The organism is Gordonia sp. IITR100 (assembly GCF_002009645.1).
Lineage (GTDB): Bacteria > Actinomycetota > Actinomycetes > Mycobacteriales > Mycobacteriaceae > Gordonia > Gordonia hongkongensis.
This window is the reverse complement of record NZ_MVKV01000008.1, coordinates 104,941-126,079: the sequence shown is the minus strand read 5'-3', so window position 1 is coordinate 126,079 and position 21,139 is coordinate 104,941. Positions and strand designations below refer to the sequence as shown.

Annotated in this window: 7 protein-coding genes; 3 read left to right on the top strand and 4 right to left on the bottom strand. The window is 70.8% G+C overall.

All coding sequences use genetic code 11. From position 1 onward, the window contains the following. Positions 1-22 precede the first annotated feature (22 nt). From B1818_RS13595 to B1818_RS13580, 4 genes are all read right to left on the bottom strand, one after another. Positions 23-1,783: a DUF4012 domain-containing protein gene (locus tag B1818_RS13595; protein ID WP_058252676.1), complete on the bottom strand. Its 1,761-nt coding sequence runs from the start codon at positions 1,781-1,783 to the stop codon at positions 23-25. Continuing rightward, on the bottom strand, positions 1,780-2,403 hold the full coding sequence (locus B1818_RS13590) for a low molecular weight phosphotyrosine protein phosphatase (RefSeq protein ID WP_231742510.1): 624 nt from the start codon (positions 2,401-2,403) through the stop codon (positions 1,780-1,782). The genes B1818_RS13595 and B1818_RS13590 overlap by 4 nt, the downstream gene beginning before the upstream one ends. After that, positions 2,397-17,363: a non-ribosomal peptide synthetase gene (locus B1818_RS13585; protein WP_078113030.1), complete on the bottom strand. Its 14,967-nt coding sequence runs from the start codon at positions 17,361-17,363 to the stop codon at positions 2,397-2,399. The genes B1818_RS13590 and B1818_RS13585 overlap by 7 nt, the downstream gene beginning before the upstream one ends. A 604-nt stretch (positions 17,364-17,967) precedes the next feature. Then, complete coding sequence (locus B1818_RS13580; RefSeq protein WP_078113072.1) at positions 17,968-19,032, bottom strand: LLM class F420-dependent oxidoreductase; 1,065 nt, start codon at positions 19,030-19,032, stop codon at positions 17,968-17,970. A gap of 143 nt (positions 19,033-19,175) precedes the next feature. On the opposite strand from B1818_RS13580, the gene B1818_RS13575 reads away from it, so the two are divergent. The 3 genes from B1818_RS13575 to B1818_RS13565 are packed head-to-tail and all read left to right on the top strand — an operon-like array spanning position 19,176 to position 21,129. Further along, the gene (locus tag B1818_RS13575) at positions 19,176-20,471 is read left to right on the top strand and encodes an inorganic phosphate transporter (protein ID WP_078113029.1); all 1,296 of its coding nucleotides are present in this window, start codon (positions 19,176-19,178) and stop codon (positions 20,469-20,471) included. 2 nt (positions 20,472-20,473) lie between these two features. Beyond that, positions 20,474-20,755, top strand: a complete 282-nt coding sequence (locus B1818_RS13570) for a hypothetical protein (protein WP_065629227.1) — start codon at positions 20,474-20,476, stop codon at positions 20,753-20,755. Positions 20,756-20,784: 29 nt separating this feature from the next. After that, the gene (locus B1818_RS13565; protein WP_078113028.1) at positions 20,785-21,129 is read left to right on the top strand and encodes a DUF3349 domain-containing protein; all 345 of its coding nucleotides are present in this window, start codon (positions 20,785-20,787) and stop codon (positions 21,127-21,129) included. The last annotated feature ends 10 nt before the right edge of the window (positions 21,130-21,139 follow it).

Genomic DNA, 21,139 nt, shown 5'->3' with positions numbered 1-21,139 from the left:
GCCCTCCGCAAGCTCCGGGTGCTCAGTTCTCCGGCCCACACGCCGGGACGTCGACGGTGACGGTCGGGTCGTCGACGAGCGGCTGGATCGGGACCTCGGCGTCCCCGTGTGCCGAGGTCGGCTCGTCGATCTTCAGCACGATGGTGGCGGTCTCGCCCGGTGCGATGCCCACGCGGGTCGAGTAGTACGGCCGACCGTGCAGGGCCTGCTCGACGTAGAAGGCCCCGCCCTCGCCGAGGGTCATCTCCTTGAGGACCGCGCCCTTCGTCGCCAGGAACTCGACGTTGGCGAGGTTGGTTCCCTTCTTCACCGACAGTTCGGTCCCGAGGTTGCCGGCGACGTAGTCGGTGGTGTCCGTGGTGTCGAGGGTGTTGGTGAGCTTCACCGTGATCGTCGACTCCCTGGTGTCACCCTCGCACCCGCCTGAGGTGTAGCTGATCTCGCGCCGCAGGAAATAGTCCAGCTTCGTTCCGGACGCATTGCCGATGGCCACCTGCAGATAGGGCGACGACGTGTCGGAGATCTGGTGACCCAGCTTCGTCGACTCGAGGATCTTCTGATCCTCGGCATCGGTGCTGTACACCATGATCCGCCGCTCGTGCACGCCACGGCCGAGCGCCTCGAGCAGATCCCGCGTGCTTCCGCCGGAGGTGACGAGTTTGTTCACAACGGCCTGGGAGATGGCCTGCAAGTAGTCCTTTCGCGCGGCGTTGTCGTCGGCGAAGCGCTGATACGCCGTCGACAGCGTGATCGGGACGACGTTGTCGGCGGTGATCTTCTCCCGTCCCACCGACACCGGGCCGACGACCTCGAGGACATACTTCAGCGCGATCGGATCCAGCGCGATCGCCCCGTCGAGCTGGCGGCCGGTCTGGGCGCGCCAGTTCGCCAGCCAGATCTGCGCGGCGTCGGGGAAGTGGGCGCTGAGGTTGCCGTTCCGGAAGTCGGTGTAGGGGCGGTAGTAGGAGTAGATCGCGTCGTACTCGGGGCCGAGGTTGATCTGCGGGGTGGCCGGGTCGCGGAACTCCGAATTCGCACCGAGCTCGGGGATGGTCACCCGGCCCCCGGTCGCGTTCAGTACCGCGAAACCACCGACGAGGCCGCCGGTTCCACGAGCCTCGGACGGTGTCTGGAACGCCATGAAGTAGTTGCGCGGACCGTCGGCGCCGAGCATCGACGGGACGAGTTCGGCCGCGATGCTCGTCGCCTGCACCGTCGAGTCGGCAGCCTCGACCTGCTCGGCGAGCTGAGCCCGGGCATCAGCCACGACGCCCAGCCAACTCGGTTCGATCGCCGAGACCTGGGCGGCCACCGCCGCCGACTCCTCCGCGACCGACTTCAGCGCCGGCTGCGCATCCCGCAGCAGTGCCAGGTTCACGGTGTTGCCGGTGCGCAGGCGATTCGGGTCGAGCACGGTGGCGAGGTCGGCAGCCGGCACCAGCACGTCGGCCGACAGCGCCGCAACGGCATCGCTCATCTGCTGCACCGATTTCAGCGGCGATCCGACGACCGGCACCGCCGCAGCCGCCGACCACAGGAAACCGTTCGCACGGTCCTGGGCGTCCTCGGCCCGCACCGACGCCGCCTCGGCCGCCTGACGGGCGCCGGCCTGATCGCCGTCGAGCATCAACGCCCGGGCCCTGCTCGCATCCGCGCGCACCGATTCCAGGTCGTCGCGGACCTGGAATGCCGAGTACGCCAGCCAGATCAGCGCGGCGGCGACGAGCAGCAGCACCACCGCGACGACCTGGACGACGCGGTTACCCGCCAGCCGCCGGATCATCGGCTCTCCCCCGTCGCGTGCCGGCCCGGTCGAGTGGCGGAGGCCTGCTCGGCGGACGATTGGCCCGCTCGCTTCGCTCCCGGCGCCGCCAGCCACGTGACCAACGCCTCGACCTTCGGTTCGACCTCGGCGAAAACCCGGTCGAAGTCCTCGCGCGGGCGGCCCATCGGGTCGACGATGTCGAGCAGGTCCGAGTTCGGATCGAGGCGTCCACGCCCGGCGATGATCTCCGGCAGCGCGCCGAGGTCGCAGAGCGCGGCGAACTCGGTCAGCGTGAAGACCCGCTTCCAGCGTGCCGGGGCCATCTGCTGCGCGGCGGCACGGTGTTCGCGGCTCATGCACAGCACGAGGTCGGCCTCGGTGAGCATCGGCGGACGCAGATACCGGGACTCGAACCCCGATGCGTCGTAACCGTTCTCGACCAGGACGGCGGAGGCGTGCGGATGGATGGGCTGCCCGTTGAGCGCTCCGACCCCGGCGCTCGACGACGTCACGGGGACACCCGCCCGGCCGGCGAGGCCGGTCAGCACGCGTTCGCCGATCGGTGAACGACAGATGTTGCCCGTGCACACGAACAGGATCGACATCTGCGGCGTCGCCGCTTCGGATCCGGTCACCATTCCTCCTCGATTCTGCGGGCCACCCGCGCCAATACGTCCGGCTGCCCCAGCTCTGCGTGCGTCGTGCCGGCGTGCAGCACGTCGACGACGACCCGTCCGTCCGGATCGACCGCACGCCTCCAGGCGTCCGGGTCCGGGTTGTCCTGCGCCGCAACGTAGAGCACCTTACCGGCGGCCACCGGACGCAGGTCGTAGGAGCGCGCCGCCGCGGCCAGGCCCCTCGTCCGGTCCTCGAACCGCCGCAGTGCGTCGGGGTCGTGCTGCTCGGCCAGGGCACGCAGGGGGTGATCGGCGGCTCGCAGCTCCGCGTCGTCCACAGTGGCCAGTTCGGCCGGCGTCCGCGCGTCGAGCAGCACCAGCAGCGCGACCTCTTCGCCGAGTTCGACGAGCCGGCGCGCGATCTCATGGGCGACGATGCCGCCGACGGACCAGCCGACGACCCGGTACGGTCCCTGCGGCTGGGTCGCCCGGATGGCCTCGACGTGCAGTGCCGCGATGCCCTCGATCGTCGTCGGCAGATCCCGTTCGGCGAGTACGAGTTCGGGCAGTTGCAGGCCGAACACCGACGCCGACGGCAGGGACTCGCCCAGCGCCCGGAACGGTTCGACGATCCCGGTCGCGGTGTGCACACACCAGACCTCGGGTCGTCGGCCGGTGCCGGGCGACAGCGGCACGACGCGTCGGCCGCTAACGCCGCCTTCCGGGTCGTCGAGCAGCCGGGCGATCTCGGCCGGGGTGCGATGACCGAAGAGTTCCGCCGCGTCGACGACCCGGCCCGTCCGGCGGGCCAGTTCGTCCCGCAACTGCAGCAGGGCGAGCGAATGCCCACCGGCGGCGAAGAAGTCGTCGTCCATGCCGATGGGTGTCCCGGCACCGTCTGCGCCCGCGTGCGGACCGGCCGCCGCGTCGCCCAGCACGGCCCGGAAGGCGTCGAGAACCGCTGCCTCGGTGGCGGTTCCCGGTTCGCGCACGGACTCCGACCAGGCCGGTTCGGGCAGTCGGCGTACGTCGATCTTGCCCGCGCCGCTGAGCGGCAGGTCGTCGAGTACGACGATCCGGCTCGGCACCATGTGCCGCGGCAGCGACGATCGGCACGCGGCCCGGAGCTCGGTGGCCGGCACCGACGGTGCCACCACATAGGACACGAGCGCTGGTCCGACCGGACCCGGCCGCAGGACGGTCACCGAGCGCTCGGCGCCCGCCCGCACGATCACCGCGTCGATCTCGGCGGGTTCCACTCGCTGACCCCGGATCTTGACCTGACGGTCCGCCCGGCCGACGTAGACCAGCTCGCCGGTGTCGCGATCCCACCGCATCAGGTCCCCGGTGCGGTAGCGGCGCACGCCGTCGGCGCCGGCGACGAACGTCGCAGCGGTGAGCGCCGGATCACCGAGATAGCCACGGGCGACCCCGGTTCCGCCGATGTACAACTCGCCGACGACACCCGGCGGGACGTGGCGCAGCTGGGCGTCGAGCACCTCGGCGCCGATGCCCGGTCGCGGATGCCCCAGCCGGATCGGTTCGCCGCGCCGGAACGCACTGGTGGACACGGTCACCGTCGTCTCGGTGGGGCCGTAGATGTTGAGGACCTGGGCGTGCTCCGACCACATCGCGGCCAGATCGGCCGAGAGTGCCTCGCCGCCGATGTACACCAGGCGCAGCGCACCGATCGCCGCCGGTCGCAGTGTGCGGACGACCGAAGGCGTCGCCGTGAAGACGCTGACCCCGGTGCGGTCGAGGAACCGGGTGAGGTCGTCCCCGCCGGTGATCCCGGCCGGGACCACCACCAGGGTCGCGCCGGCGGCGAGTGGCAACAGCATGTCGTGGAACGTGGCGTCGAATCCCGGACTGATGGCCATCCCGACGCGGTCGTCTGGTTCGACGTCGCCGAGCGAGGCCACGCGGTGTACACCGCGATGGGTGACCCCGACGATGTTCGGGGTCCCGGTGGTACCCGACGTGGTGATGACGTAGGCCAGCGCGTCGCGCGACACCGGCGTGACGGGTTCGGACACAACCGGTTCCGTCGGTTGGGCGGGGATGTCGGCGGGCGTGATCACACTCGCCGACGCGCCGGCGACCACGTGGTCGATCCGGGCCGTCGGGTAGGTGACGTCGACCGGTACGCACACCGCGCCGATCCGGCTGACCGCCCAGATGGCGACGACCGACTCGATCGACCGCGGCACCACGACGGCCACCGCGTCACCGGCACCGAGCCCTCGACGTCGCATCGCGCGGGCGGTCACCGAAACCCACCCGTCGAATTCGCGGTAGGTGAGGGACCGGTGCTCGTCGGCGATGCCGGGACGGTCGCCGTACGCCGCGACAGCCGTCGTGAACAGCTCGGCCAGCAGCGGTTCGGCCCCCGTCGTCGAGGATGCCCGCGCCCGGTCGGCGACGAAGCGTCGTTCGGCGCCGGTCAGCGGCTCGATGGCCGCGAGGCGACGTGACGGCTCCCCCACGACGGCGGCGACCGCGGCGACCACTCGCTCGCCGAGGGCGCGGATCGTGCCCTCGTCGAACAGTTCCCGGCCGTGGTGGACGCGCAACCGCCAGCCGCCGGCGTCGGGCACCGCCTCGACGTGGATGTCGAACTCGCTGCGCGGCGACATCCACGTCGGCGCGCCGGTGTCTGCCGGGTCGGGCCCGGGCATCTCCGGATCGGCCATCGAGAACGCCACCTGTACCAGCGGATGCCGCCCGGGGACGCGCGGCGGATCGATCAGGGCGACCACATCGTCGAAGGCGATCGCGGCATGATCGAGCGCCGCCAGGTCGTCGTCGCGGACCGCCGTGATCAGATCGCCGACGGTCATGCCGGGGCGAATCCGGGTGCGCAACACGACCGTGGAGATGAGCATGCCGACCGTGCCGGCGGTGTCGGAGTCGCGGCGCATCGAGGCGGGCGTGGCCAGCGCGATGTCATCGGCCCCCGACTGCACCGCGAGGGCCAGCACCAGGGCCGCGTGCAGGATGTGGAACTCGCTCGCCGACGCCCGGCGCGCGGCTGCCGGAATCGCCTGGCCGACCCCATCTTCCAGCAGATACTCAGTCGTCGAGGTCCGCAGGTCCCGGACGGCGGGACGGCGCTGCGCGAGATCGAGCTCGCCGCTGTGCCCCTCGAGCGCACGCCGCCAGAAGTCCACCAGCACGGCCCGGGACCGCTCCTCATCGGCAGCCAGCCGGCGGGCGACCACCGCGAAACCCGTGGGCGCCGGGCCCAGGTCGAGACCCGCCAGCAGCGCCGCCAGCTCACGCTGCACGATGCCGGCGGATTCACCGTCCATCGCGATGTGGTGCGCGACCACCACGACCGCCGCCGGGGTCACCTCATCGTCGCCGATGACCAGCCACACCCGAACCGGGGGCTCGCCGGCGAGATCGAAGGCCTCGCCGAGCATTCCGATCCCCGCGGGGGTCGTGAGCTCAGCCGCACCCACCCGCCGCAGGGCCGGGCGCCAGGCGTCGAGGACACGCTGCCGGGGACCGTCTGGCGTCGCGAGATACCGGGTACGGAGCGCGGGATGGCGGTCGACGAGCGCCTCGACCGCGCCGACTACCGCGGACTCGTCGGTACCGGGTGGCACGGGTACCACCGCGGGCACGGCGTAGATCGGCACCGCGCCGAGCACCTGCGCGCCCACCCACATCCGGCGCTGCGTGGGGGCGAGTGGGAGGTCGCCGAGGTCGGCCTCCGACGTGCCGGTCGGCGCACCGCCTCCCGCGTCCGTCCCCTCCGCGGGGAGTTCGGTCACCGCGCGTGCGAGCGCGATCGGGGTGGGGTTCTCGAAGAGCACCCGGGTGGGCACGCGGACGCCCAGACGGCGCCCCAGGGCGGAGGTCACCCTGGTGGCCGACAGTGAGGTCCCGCCCATCGTGAAGAAGTCGTCGGTGTCCCCCACCGATCCCGGTGCGACCTCCAGCACCTCGGCCATCACATCGGTGACCGCGGCGACGAGCGGAGCCGAGGGCGCCGGAGGCGACGACGCCCCGGCACCAGCCGGCGCCACCGCGGTGCCCGATACCCGTTCGGCCGCAATGACGTCGACGTCCGGTCCGTCGACCTCCGGGAACGGCTGATCGGCATCGGTTGCCGCCGCGACGACCGATCTGCGGAAGTCGTCGAGAAGCGCCTGCGCGACCACGGTCGGGACGGCGGCGGAGTGCACCACCGTGATGTGCAATTCGTCGTCGCGTTCGGCGAGCACGACCTCGACGTCGAACTTGGCGTCGACGGTGTCCGTGTACTCCGGGACCAGCGTGGCGACGACGGAATCCGCCTCGGGACCCGGGCCACCCGCCGACGCTCCGCCGAGCACGATCTCGCCGGAGGACTGGGGCACGACGTCCTGGTTGACCAGCAGTATCGAGATCAGCGGGTCCCCGGCCTCCCGGCCGTCGGGACGGACCGTGCGGGCGACGTCCTCGTAGGGGACCTCGCTGTGCGGTTGGGCGGCCAGGGCGGCATCGCGAGCCCGCACGACGGCGTCGCGGATCGGGAGCTCCGGATGCAGTTGCGTCCGCAGGGCGACGGTGTTGACGAACATGCCAACCACCGACTCCCACTCCGGCGCGTGCCGGCCGTGCACCGGTACGCCGATCAGCAGGTCCCACTCACCGGTCCACCGGCCCAGCACCGTCGCGAGCGCGGCGTGTGCGACCTGGAAGACGCTCGCCGACATCGCTTTCGCGGTCTGGTGCAGTGAATCCGTGCCGACGATCGACGCCGACAACCGCCCGGCGGCAGCGTCGCGCGGCCGCCCGCCGGTGTCCGCGATTCCCGGCAACCGGAGCGGGCCGGGGGCATCGGCGAGCGTCGACGTCCAGAAACGCAGTTGCCGTGCGTATCTGCTGCGCGGATCGGACGGGTCGCCGAGGCGGGCGATCTGCCACTGCGTGAAGTCGGCATAGGTGAACGCCTTGTCGGCGGGGACCGAGAGCCGCTGGCCGTCGTAGGCACGGAGCAGGTCCGTGAGCAGCACCCGGATCGACCACCCGTCGATCGCGACGTGATGCAGGACCACCGCCAGATGGGTGTGCGGATCCTCCGCCGAGTCGAGCTCGAAGACCGCGGCCCGGAACCCGGTCTCGGACTCCAGATCGAACGGCCGGCGCAGGAAGTCGTCGATGTCACGACGGAGACCCTCGGGACCCGTCGCGGCGTCGACGAGGCGATGCCGTAGCACCGGACTCCGATGCTCGATCCGGCGCTGCCGTGGACCCGACGGCGAATCCGGGTGGACCGTCCGGAGGACGGCATGAGCCGCGACCACCTCGTCGACCGCCTTCCGCAGGCGGGCGAGGTCGACACGGCCACTCATCCGCAACACGAGCGGAACATGGTAGGCCGTCGAACGCGGATCGAACTGATGGTGAATCCACATGCGGCGCTGCGGATATGCGAGCGGCAGGAACTCCGGCACCGGGAGTCGGGTGGGTGCCGCGCCGGACTCCACTCCGCTTCCGGCGCCGGTATCACCCGGCCCGGCCAGCAGTTCGTCGACACGTCGCGCGACTCCCGCGACCGTGCGTGCTTCGAAGATCTCGCGGACCCCGATGTCCGCACCGGTCGCCGCCGTCAGTCTCGACGTCACCTGCGTGGCCGACAGCGAGGTACCGCCCTCGGTGAAGAAATCGGAATCGGCGTCCAGCGACTGGACGGGACGGTCGAGGACCTCCGCCCACACCGCGGTCACCAGTTCCTCGGTGGCCCCCGACGGCGGCCGTCCGGGGCGGACACCCGAACCCGCTGCCGCACCGGCGAAATCGGGATCGGGCAGCGCCGCCACGTCGATTTTCCCGTTGCGTCCGAACGGCAACGCCGGGACACCGACGATCGCACTCGGGATCATGCTGCGCGGCAACAGGTGCGCGAGCTGACGAGGCAGGTCGGCCACTTCCGCATCGTCTCCGTCGACCACGACCCACGACACGAGGATCTTCTCGCCCGCCGGGGTGGTCCTCGTCGCGGTCACCGAGGTCGCCACGCCGGGCAGCCCCGACAGCGCCGCATCGACCTCACCCGGCTCCAGCCGCACGCCGCGGATCTTCACCTGATCGTCGGTGCGACCGTGGATCACGAACGTGCCGTCGGGACGACGGTGGACGAGGTCACCGGTCCGGTACATCCGCCCGCCGGCGCTGAACGGGTCGGTGCTGAACGGATCGGGGACGAACGCCCCGGCCGTCGTCGCCGGGTCGTCGAGATACCCACGGGCAAGGCAGTTCCCGGAGAGGTACAGTTCGCCGACGGTGTGGTCGGGCACCGGTCGCAGCGCACGGTCGAGCACATACATCCCCACACCCACCAGCGGCGCGCCGATGTGAACCGGCCCGCTCGCTCCGCTCCCGGCGCCGAAGTGAACCGGCCCGCCCGGAGTCGCCGTGTACCGCGCGCTGCTCACGGCCACGGTCGCCTCGGTCGGGCCGTACTCGTTGCTCAGCGTGTGGCCGGCCGTCCACTCCCGGACCAGCCCGGCGCCGAGGGGTTCACCGCCGACCGCCACGTGACGAACACCGGGGAGTTCGTCGGGCCGCAGGGTCGCGAGCACCGACGGGGTGGTCAGCAGGACGCTGACCCGTTCGGCGTCGACGAACTCGGCGAGCTCGTCCGCGGCGATGACATCGGGCGGGCACACGACGATCGTGGCGCCGGCGACCCGCGGGGGCACGAGCCCCATCAGGTGTGCGTCGAATCCGGTTGCATACGTGTGCAACACCGCGTCCGACGAGTCGAGCCGCAATCGGGCCACGGTGTCGCGCGCCCAGTCCGTGAGGCCCCGATGGGTCACCTGGACACCCTTGGGCAGTCCGGTCGTCCCCGAGGTGAAGGTGATGTAGGCGACGTCGTCCACCGACAGCGGCCGCACCCGCTCGGCGGCTTCGAACGGCAGCGAATCCGCCGCATTCGCACCGGAATCGGTATGTCGGGCGAGCAACTCGTCGAGGGCGAGCACCGGGATGCCGCCGGTCACGGACTCCGCGGTCGCCGCGAGGGTGACAACGGCACGCGGTCGGCACCGCTCGATGATCATCTGCCGGCGCCCCGCTGGGTCGGTCGGATCGACGTTCACGAACGCTGCGCCCGCGCGGGCGACCGCGACCGTGGCGAGCACGCCGAAGACCGAGCGCGGCAGCAGGGCGACCACCACGTCCCCCGGACCGATTCCCGCGTCGATGAGCGTGCGAGCCGTGAACGACGCGAGCCGGTCGAGATCGGAATTGGTGAGCGAGACACCCGGCCCGGGCACCGGATGGCGTCGGTCGACGACCGCGATCGCATCCGGATCGTGGCCGAGCCCACCGGTCAGCAGCTCGTCGAGCGTCTCGAACTCGCGAATCCGGTTATCCGGCGCGGCTTCCGGGACCGACGTCGGGTCCGACGGGGCGAGCAGCGCCGCGACCGTCCGGTTCGGTTCGCGCACCCCGCGCCGTATCGTCTCGACGACGAGGTCGCACAACGCGTCCAGTCTCGCGGCACTCGCCACCGCATCCGTGCACGTCATCATCAGATGCAGTGCACCGTCCCGGCGGTACATCGACACGTCCACACCGAACAGCGGCACTCCCCCGAAGGGACTCGCGTCCGACGGGACGTCCGCTGCCGCAGCCGGACTCGCCGCCACCAGCTCGTCCGGGACGGCGCCGAGGGAGACCTCGAACAGCGGGGTGCCCGCCTTGACCCGACCGGGATCGGCGATCTCGGTGATCTCGGTGAGCGGGAGGTCGGCGTGCGCGAACGCGCCGAGGTCGACCGCGGTGACCGAGGCCAGGAGATCGACGAACGGCAGGTCGACGTCGATCGGGGTGTGCAGGGGTACGGCACGGGCGAACAGCCCCGGCACGGAGACCAGGCGCGGGTCGATCCGCCCGGACAGAGCGGTGCCGATCGTGACCACCTCGGCGTCGGACTGCCTTGTCAGCACCGCCGCGAGCGCGGTGTGCACGACGATGAACGGAGTGCTGTGTCTGGCCACCGCCAGATCGTCGAGTGCTCCGGTCTCGGTGCGGTCGAGCGACCGGTGCGCACGGTGCACCACCGCTCGTTCCGGCGCGGACGGATGCGGGGCCGCCGGGTTCAGTTCGGGCAGGCGCAGTGGTTCGACGGCCCGATCGAACGCCGAGACCCAGTGCGCGACGAGCTCGGTCCGCCGGGCGGCCAGCGACCCGGCTCGCCACGCCGAGTACTCCTGGTAGTCGACATCGGCGGGCGCCGGGAGCGTCCCGGACAGGGCGGATCGCAGCTCTGCGGACAGGATGCCGAACGACTCGCCGTCGACCGCGATGTGGTGCGCGACGACGAGAAGCCAGGTCTGCTCGCCCACCGCGCAGATCCGTACCCGCCAGGGCAGTTCGGCGGCCAGGTCGATCGGCGTGTGCAGCGCACGCAGCGCGGCGTCGACCGAGTCGATGTCTGCGACCGAGACCGTCTGCGCCAGTTGCTCTCTCAGTTCACCCGCGACATGGGAGTCGGGTCGGCGACGCTGCACCGGGCCGTCGGGACCCGAGGGGAACACGGTGCACAACGCGTCGTGCCGCGTCACGATCTCGAGCAGGGCACGGCGCAGCTCGTCGGGGCCGGCGTCGATCGGGAGGGCGAGCGGCATCAGATACCCGGTGAAGTCCGGCTCGGTGCGCCATCGGAGCCACAGATCCATCTGCTCGGGGGTGAGCGGCAGATCCACCCCGTCAGCGGCGGCGAAGTCGGCGAGACCGGTCCGGGAGCCGTCGGCGATCGTGCGTCCCGAACTCGCCGCGGACTCGATGTGCGCGGCGAGTGCGGCCACCGTCGGGTGGGCGAACACATCGGCGACGGAGACATGGCCGCCGGTGCCCGTCAGCGTGGCCGCGAGTCGCGCTGCCGACAGCGACGTTCCTCCGGACGCGAAGAAGTTGGTGTCCGCGGCGAGCACGGCGTCCGTGCCGGTCACCGCGCGCATGGCGTCGGCGACGGTCTGCTCGGCCGGTGTCAGTGCTCGGGTCGGTCCCGTCGGCACCTCGGGCAGCAGCCCCGTGAGCCGGTGGCGGTCGAGTTTGCCGGTCGGGGTCATCGGCCAGCCGTCGACGATCGCGAGTCGCGCCGGGATCATGTGCCTCGGGAGCCTGGTCGCGCAGGACACGAGGATCTGCTCCGCGGACAGGGCGTCCAGCACATCGAAGTCGGCGAGACCGTCCTCGGTGACGAATGCGAGCAGCCGTTCCTCGCCGCGGCGGCTGCCCGGGTCGAGGAGCACGCGCGCGTCACCGACGCCGGGGTGCTCGCGCAGCACCGACGCGATCTCACCGAGTTCGATGCGGTGCCCGCGGATCTGGACCTGGTCGTCACTGCGGCCGAGATAGACCATGCGGCCGCCGGCGATCTCGCGTACGCGGTCGCCGGTGCGGTACATCCGGCGGCCGGTGCCGCGCGGGTCGGCGACGAACCGCGCGGCGGTCGTGGCCGGGGCGTTGTGATAGCCGAGCGTGACCTGGTCGCCGCTCACGTACAGTTCGCCGATGGCGCCCACCGGAACCGGGCGTAGGTCGCGGCCCAGGATCGCCGCCGAGACGCCGTCCAGCGGGACACCGATGTCGCTGCGGGCGTCGTCGACGTCGACGTCGACCGCCGTGAGGTGCACGGTCGTCTCGGTGATGCCGTACATGTTGACCAGCCGGACGTCCGGATGCGCGGCCGACCACTCCCGTAACAGCCCCGGCGACAACGGCTCGCCACCGAAGACGACGGCGCGCAACGCGGTTGATCCGGCGTCCGGGGCGACGGCGGCCACCGTCGGGTCGATGAGGTTGCCGAACGCCGTCGGGGTCTGCGAGCAGATGGTGACCCCGTACCGGTCGATCGCCGCCGCCAGCAAGCGCGGGTCGAGCACGGTGGCGCGCTCCAGCACGACGACGGCACCACCGGAGGCCAACGGTCCCAGGATCTCCCAGACGGAGAAGTCGAACGCATAGGAGTGGACCCAGCTCCACACGTCGTCGTCGGACGCGGCGATCGTGTCCAGCGCGGCGCCGAGCATGGCCGCCAGATTCGCGCGGGTCACCAGCACGGCTTTCGGGACACCGGTGGAGCCGGAGGTGTGGATCACGTAGGCGCCACCCGGAACCGGTTGTGCACGTTCGCCCGTCGCGACGGCGCGCACCGCCGGCCCGGCTTCGATGACCGCGACGGGAGCGGTGGCATCGACGATCAGCTCCGTCCTCGACGGCGGATCGTCGGGTTCGATGGGCACGTACACCGCGTCGGCCAAGAGCACCGCGACGATCGCGATCACGGCCTCGGCGCTCCGAGGCAGCGACAGCGCGACTCGGTCTCCCGGTTGTACCCCGTTCTCCCGCAACGTGTTCGCGAGGGCCTCGGCGCGACCGAGCAGTTCCCGATAGGTCAGGGCCGTGTCGTCGGCGATGACGGCGGCGGCGTCCGGTTTCGCCTGCGCACGGCGTCGCAGGGCATCGATCGGGTCGACGGGAGTGGTCCGGCGGCTGCGGTCGGAGAGTGCCCTGGCGGCGGGAACCGGGATGCACCCCGCGACGACCGAGTCGGGCGTCGCGACACCGAGCGCGGCGACCGTCTCGACGAAACGGTCGAGCAGGTGGCCGGCAGCGATCGGGTCGACCCGGCGTTCGGCGACGGCCAGCGCTATCGACAACCCGTCCGGTTCGTCGAAGACGGTTACTTCCAACGCGGTTCGCGCCTGGCCGGCGGACAAGGTCTGGACCTCGGCGAACACCGCCGGGTCGGCGACGTCGGGCCGGGAGGCGTGATAGGCGAAGATGACATCGGCGAGCCCCGTCGGTGCCGCGTCGGCGTGGGTGATCGCCGCCGTCAGGTCCGCGCCCACGCGGGCGAGGACCTCCGCAACGCTGCGGCGCCGCACCCCGGTGATCCGCACCGGTACCGTCGCGACGAACATGCCGACCGGGCGTAGTTCCTCGGTGGTGAATCGTCCTGAGACCGGCACCGACAACACGAAGTCGTCGGAATCCGAGTACTCGGCCAGTACGGCCGAGAGCGCCACGCACAGCATCGTGTTGAGCGTCGTCCCGTAGTCGCGTGCACGAGCAGCGGCACGGTCCCGGGCCCCACGGTCGACGTCACGACGCAGGACGGTCGCCGGACCGGAGGTGAGTCCCGCCGGCACCGGTTGCGCCGGCTCCGGCAGCACGATGCGAGAAGGTGCCTCCCGCAATGTCTTCGCCCAATAGACCTCGGCCGCCGCATCCACCGCGGCCGGCCGTGCGGACAGCGCGGCACTGAAGGCCACCGCGTCCTCGGTCCACACCGGAGTCGCACCGTCGAGACGAGCACGCAGTGCATGCGCGAAGTCGTCGACGACGGTGTGCAGCGACCACTCGTCGATCGCGATGTGGTGGGCGACGAGTACGAGCTCGGTCCGTTCGCAGGTCTCGTCGACGACCGCACGCCACGGCAGGTCCACCGTCAGGTCGAAGGGGGCCGCGACGGCGAGGTCGATGCCGGTCGCGTCGAGGGTGGCCGCGGTCACCGGCGCGGCCACACTCGCCTCGTCGACTCCGCGGACGACCGCGACCGGCTCCCCGCCGTTGTCGGGGTACACGGTCCGCAGCGCCTCGTGCCGCGCCGCGACGTCGATGAGTGCGGCGCGGACGACCTCGGCCGAGATACCCTCGGCGAGAACGACATGCACCGGCAGGTGATAAACGGTCGCCTGCCGGTCGGCGCGATTGAGCAGCCAGATCTCCTGCTGCGCGCGGGTCGGCCGGTAGCGGACGGTGCCCGCGGGATCACCCGGCGCGGCGCGGCGCGGCGCGGAGGCCTCGAGGACGGCGGCGAGTTCGGCGAGGGTCGTGACATCACCGAGATCGCGCACGCTGACGACGACCTGCAAGGTGTCACCGAGGTGCGTGGCCAGTTGCATGAATCCCAGTGACGTGGCGCCGAGCTGGACCAGTTCGTCGTCCAGGGACGGGTCGGGCACGCCGAGGACGGACGTCACCGCGTCGGCAACGGCGCGTTCGATCGGCGTCGACGGACGGCGGCGAGCGGCGGGCGTTTCGGGCGCCGCGGCGATCAGCCCGGCGGCGGCAGACCGGTCGACGCCGCCGAACCCGTCGAGCGGTACCGCATCCAGGATCGTGACCCGGCGGAGCCACAGCACCGCCGGGAGTTCCGCGTTGACCCGGCGTCGAACCGCCGCCCGAATCCGTTGCGGATAAGTCGGTTCGGTCGCCGCCGACGACGCGGAACGGGCGGGCACGAGTCCGAGCCCGAGCCCGTCGCTGTCGCCGAGTACGGTCGCGGTCGCGGCCGCGACACCGGGGACCTCTGTGGCGGCACGTTCGAGCAGCGCGAGATCGACTCGGATGCCGTCGATCTCGACGATCTCGCCGGCGCGGTGATCGACGACGAGAAGTCCCGTCCCCGGTTCGCGGTGCCCGCGGTCGCCGGTGACCAGCATGCGCCGGCCGGGATGCCACGGACAGGCGACGAGCGTCGTCGAAGTACGCGAGCCTTCCTCGGCGAAGTACTGTGGCACAACGCTTCCCACGACGTACACGTCGCCGGTGATGCCGGGCGGCAGGGGTCGTAGACGGTGGTCGAGGATCGCGATGCCGACGCCGTCGCGCGGGTGTCCGCTCGGGAGGGGCCGGTCGATCGGCTGGTCGGAACGGATCCGGTTCGCTGCGGTGTAGGGGCCCAGCACGCCCCGAGGGCTGTAGCCGGCCCGCACATCGCGGCCGGCGGCGTGTCGGACGGCCGGCGCCGGCGCGGCGCCGGCATCGACGATCAGCACCGTCGTCGCGGCGCCGTGCCCCGGGTCGTCGACGAGCAGCCCGGAGGGCACGATCCGGTGCGTCACGCCGGCGGCGTCGGGCTCGACGAGCCGCAACCCGTGGGCGGCACCGGCGACGATCTCGAGGTGGGCCGCCCAGGAGGCCTTCGGCGCCGTGACCGCGAGCTGCCCTTGTTCCGCGTCGGATACGTTGTGGCCGAATGCTTCCGGCGCGAACAGGCCGTCAACGATGAGCGCGGCCACGGCCCGCTGCGGGAGTGCGACCACATCCTCGGCGCCGGCGACGAAGCAGGCGGTGTCCTCCGGACGGGGCGACGCGGGCTCCGCCGACGGCGCGACCCCGGTCAGTCCGGCCAGCGTGTGCACGTCCTCCGCGCGGACGCCGGCCGGCACGTCCGCATCGTCGTCGGCGATCACCAGCACGCCGGACACCCCAGGGACATCCGGCGGCACCGAGTGCGGTGCTGCGGGATCGAGCAGGATCACGGCGGCCCCTGTCGCCGCGACGGCCCACCACGACAGCACCCGGTCCGCGTCCGACCCGACCAAGACGCCGACCGCCGAGCCGGGTCGCGCTCCGAGCGTGCGCAACCGGGCGCCGAGATCGCGAGCCCGCGCGTGCAGCTGTTCGAAGGTCAGCAGCGTTGCGTCCGAAGATGTTCCAGAGATCTCGACGGCGGGATCACGCCGGTGCCGCAGCGCGACGTCGGTGAGGGCCGTCCAGACGGTGCCCGCGTCCGGCGCCTCGTTCGCCGGCAGCTCACGCGCCTCTCCGGCCGAGGTGTCGGAGAAACGCAGCGGGAGGTCGTCGACGCGGGTGTCCGGCGCCCGGAGGAGCGCATCGGCGAACGTGTCTAGCATCGACAGGAACTGCCCGTGGTGTTCGGCGACCTCCGCGTCGTCGTATCGGTTGGGGTTCGCCTCGACGCCGATCATCAGCGAGGAATCCTGATCCTCGCCGGGTACCGGGTAGATGTTGATCGTCAGGTCGTCGGCTGGGCCGACGGTCAGGATGTGAAACGTGGCTCGTGCTTCGCCGCAGGGGAATTCGCGGTCGAACAGCATCAGGTTGAGCATCGGGCCGGAGCGTTCCTGAGCCGCCGTGCGCGGTGTCGCCCCGGAGGATTCGTCGGCGGCGAGGTCGGCCCAGATGTCCTCGCCGCGGTAGCGCTGGTGCCGCAGCGCGCCCATGAGCGCCGCCTGGGTGGACGCGAGCGCGTCGGCGACGCTGCCCGATCCGGTGACCCCGGTGCGCAGCGGCACGATGTTGGCGACCGGGAGCGGGGTGGCACGCAGCGCCGCGGTCGTGCGCGCGGCGACCGGGAACTGGAAGATCACCTCGTCGCCCTGCGCGGCCGCGCGGCCCAGATAGGCCGCGAAGGCGGCGACGAGAACGTTGGGCAGGATCGTCGAACCGCGTTGTGCGGCAGCACGTAACCGCGCCATCGTGTCGGCGGGCACCGCGGCGGCGACGCGTCTGGCAACGGCTGCGGGACGCCCCGGGCGGTGCGCCAGGGTCGCGGCGATCCCCACGCCCGCCATGTTCTCCCGCCAGTACGCGCGGTCGGTGGCGAAGCGCTTCGACTGGCGATACTCGGCGTCGGCGCGGGCCGGAAGGTCCAGGTCGACCGGCTTCTGGGGCGGCGCGGGCTCGCCGGTGACCGCCGCGTGATAGGCCGCGAGGGCCTCGACCATCCGGTCCTTGCCGCCCATCCCGTCCGAGAGCAGGTGATGACCGCGGTTGTAGACCAGCGCCTTGTCGTCGGACAGCCGGAACAGGCACCCGCGTGCGGTCCGGTCCACCCGGGGGTCGAGGGGTCGCGAATAGTCCTGCGCCATCATCTCCTCGGCGACGGCGCGCGGGTCCGGCCGGTCACGGAGATCGATGATGTCGGCCCAGTAGTGCAGGGCGGGGTCGTACACGCCGACCAGCCCGTCCTCGGTGTCGACGAACCGGAGCTGGGTGAACTGCGCGCGCTGCACCACCGTGCTGGTCGCCCGCACGAAGAGCTCGGCGTCGATGGGACCGTCGATCTCGACGTACTGGGCGACGTTGATCGGCACATCGAGCGCCGCCTGCTGGGTGAACCACAGCGATCGCTGGGCCGCGCTGAGGGTGAAACGACGCGGGGCGTCGGGGTCGGAGGGACCCGACGGGACCACGAACTCGCGCTTGGACGAATCGCTCATTGGACGACCCGGCCTTTACGCGTGCGGCCGGGGAGAACGGGGCTCACGGGCCGGGCCGACCGTCTGATCCCCCCGGTCCCAGAAATGCCATGCCACACCCCGACGTGCATGAAAAAGGCATGCGTCGGCCGCGAGATCGAAACACGGGCGTCGTCGAATTCAACGCCTTGCCTCACCACTCACCATGTGCCGTCCTCTTGTCACGCCGATCCGTTGCCGCCGGTCGCGTGGTGATTCTCATCATCGACGCGTCACCGGGGCGAACGGCCATTTCCCGACACTGTCATCGCAACGGCCGCTCGGCGTGAAACCGATGCGCGCCGAGCGGATGACAAGAGCCTATGGGACGGGTTGTCGCCTCACAACTCGGGGGGAACGCCGTTACTGACGCTAATCGATGTGAACGGAATGGTATTTCGCGCGACCTGCGACGGGATTCGGACACACCGTGAATGCACACCCGAATTCACGGTCGGCAGAACATCGTCGAAGTGTAGTGAAATGTCTCGGAATTGCACCCGAGGAGCAAATGACCGAGAAAGGAAAACGACGGCCGTGCGTACACGGGCCGTCGTTTTCCGGACAACAATCGCCGATCGCGCGATCAGCCCCCGAAGATGTCGCGCAGGTGCTCGACCTCGGTGACGCGCTCGGCGTGGGTCGGCGCGGTGGGCGAGGCCAGGACGCACGTGACACCGGCCTCCCGGAACGCCGCGACCCGCTCGGCCACCTGGGCCTTGGAACCGATCAGCGACATCGACGTGACGAGGTCCTCGGGGACCGCGGCCGCGGCCTCCATCTTCTTGCCGTCGAGGTAGAGGTCCTGGATCAGCTTCGCCTCGTCGGCGTAGCCGTAGCGGATGGCGAGCTGGTTGTAGAAGTTCTTCCCGCGGGCGCCCATCCCGCCGATGTACAGGGCGGCATGATGGCGCACGAGTTGCTTGGCGTTGTCGATCTGCTCGGCGTCGTCGGAGATGCGTGCGGTGGCCTGGACGACAATGCCCAGATCCCCCAGCGACGGATCGCGCTTGGCCTTGCCCGCCGCCAGCGACTCACCGAAGGCAGCGTCGATCTGCTCCGGGTGGAACAGGATCGGCTGCAGCTCGTCGAACATCTCGGCGGCCAACTCGATGTTCTTCGGGCCGATGGCGGCCAGGAGCAACGGGATGTTGTCGCGTACGGGGTGATTGATGATCTTCAGGGACTTGCCCAGTCCCGAGCCGCCGTGCTCCTCGTCGAGCGGCAGCGTGTAGTGCTTGCCCTGGTAGTTCAGCTTCTCGCGGCGCCAGACCATCCGGCAGATCTCGGCGTGCTCGCGGGCGCGTCCCAGCGGGTAGTCGTACTTGACGCCGTGGAATCCCTCGATCACCTGCGGACCGGATGCGCCGATACCGAGCACCGCGCGACCGCCACTGATGTAGTCGAGGCCGGCCGCGGTCATCGCCAGGTTGGTGGGCGTCCGCGAGTACATGGGCAGGATCGCGGTCTGCAGTTCCATCGTCTCGGTCTTGGCCGCGATGTACCCCAGCTGCGAGACGGCGTCGAAGCTGTAGGCCTCCGGAACCGCGATGCGCTGCACGCCCGCGGCTTCGAAGTCCGCGAGGTTGTTGATGGTCTCGCGGAAGTCGCCCGCGTAGTTGATCGGCATGCCCAGCTTCATCGATGTCATGCCGACGGATTCTTCCACAGCGGCGACCGGTTTCCGAGGGTCTGTTGAACGTTCGATAGGTCGGCCCCGGCCGGGGACCCCGCGCACCGGAACTGTGCCCGATGTTTAGGTAAATGGGGGCGGTAGGTCCCACAATCGTCACCATGAGCGGCGAGATGCTGATCCTGGTGCTGTTGGTGGTCACAGCCCTCGGCTTCGACTTCACCAACGGCTTCCACGACACCGGCAACGCGATGGCGACGTCGATCGCCACCGGCGCCCTGAAGCCGAAGGTCGCGGTCGGGCTGTCGGCGGTGCTCAACCTGGTCGGCGCCTTCCTGTCCGTGGAGGTCGCGGCGACCATCACCAAGGACGTGCTGAACATCCAGCAGACCTCGGGACCCGACGCCGGGGAGCTGGTGGCCGGCTTGTCGGCGACGACGGCGCTGCTCATCATCTTCGCGGGCCTGATCGGCGGCATCCTGTGGAATCTCTTCACCTGGCTGTTCGGGCTGCCCTCGAGTTCGTCCCACGCCCTGTTCGGCGGGCTGATCGGTTCGGGCCTGGCCGCGATCGGTGTCAGCGGGATCAACTGGTCCGGGATCACCTCCAAGATCCTCATCCCCGCGCTGGCCGCACCGGTCATCGCCTGTCTGGTCGCGGCGTGCGGAACCTGGCTGGTCTTCGCGATCACCCGCCGGATCGCCGACCGGCAGAAGGAGGACGGCTTCCGCTACGGGCAGGTCGCCACCGCATCGCTGGTCTCGCTGGCCCACGGCACCGGAGACGCCCAGAAGACGATGGGTGTCATCGCGATGGCCCTCATCGCCACCGGACACCTCGAGGCGTCGAGCGTCAGCCACGGACTCCCCTTCTGGGTGGTGTTCAGCTGCGCCGCGGCCATCGCGATCGGCACCTACCTGGGCGGCTGGCGGATCATCCGCACCCTCGGCAAGGGGCTTGTCGAGATCACCTCGCCGCAGGGCATGGCCGCCGAGGCGTCGTCGGCCGCCATCATCCTCACCTCGAGTGCCGCGGGCATGGCGCTCTCTACCACCCAGGTCGCGACCGGCTCCATCCTGGGTTCGGGGGTCGGCCGCAAAGGCGCCCAGGTCCGCTGGTCGGTCGCCGGCCGGATGGCCGTCGCCTGGGTGACGACCCTGCCCGCCGCCGGCGCGGTCGGTGCCGCCTGCTACTTCATCGCGCACCTGTTCGGCGACGTCACCGGGGCCCTCATCATCTTCGCGATCCTGGTGGTCGCGTCGGGCTACATGTACTGGCGCGCGCAGGAGAACAAGGTCGACCACGAGAACGTCAACGACGCCTGGGAGGGCGAGGCCCTCGCGGGCGAGGAGTGGGAGGAAGCGGTCGCCACCGAGACGGACGACACAACCCTCCCGCTGCCGCCGGTCATCCCGGCCGAGATCATCGTGCAGCACGACCCGGAGAGGAGCGCTTGAGAATGGAGACGTTCGAGGCCATCGGCAAAGTCCTCATCGTCGGACTGGTACTGGGAGCGGGACTGCCCGCGCTGTTCGCAGTCGGGTTGCGTCTGCGGTCCCTCGCCGAGGGTTCCGTCGCCGCCGACGGAACGACCTCCGATCCGCATCCCGCGCTGAAGCCCGTGGCGTATCTCATCTTCGGCGTCGTCATCCTGGTGATCGTCGTCGGGATCCTCTGGATCACCCGGCAGACGATCTTCTACTACACCGGCGTCAAGATCTTCCCGTTCGGCTACAAGTGATCGTCCCCGCTTCTGATCGGAGACACCCCGTGGACCGCCCGACACTTCTGCAGAAGGTCGTGGAGTGGTTGCGCGCCGGCTACCCCGACGGCGTCCCGCACAACGACTACATACCGCTCGTGGCGCTGCTGCGCCGGCAGCTGACCGACGACGAGGTGAGCCAGGTGTCGGCGGAGCTGGCCCGCGAGTCCCCGCCACCACCCGAACCGATATCGCGGATCGACGCGGCGGTGAAGATCACCCACTACACCCATGAACTGCCGCACGAGGACGACATCGCGCGGGTACGCGCACACCTCGTCGCCCGCGGATGGCCGTTCAGCGACGACCCCGATCCTGATGGGGGCCGTCCGACCGATGGGGACCCGTCCTGAGGACCCTGCG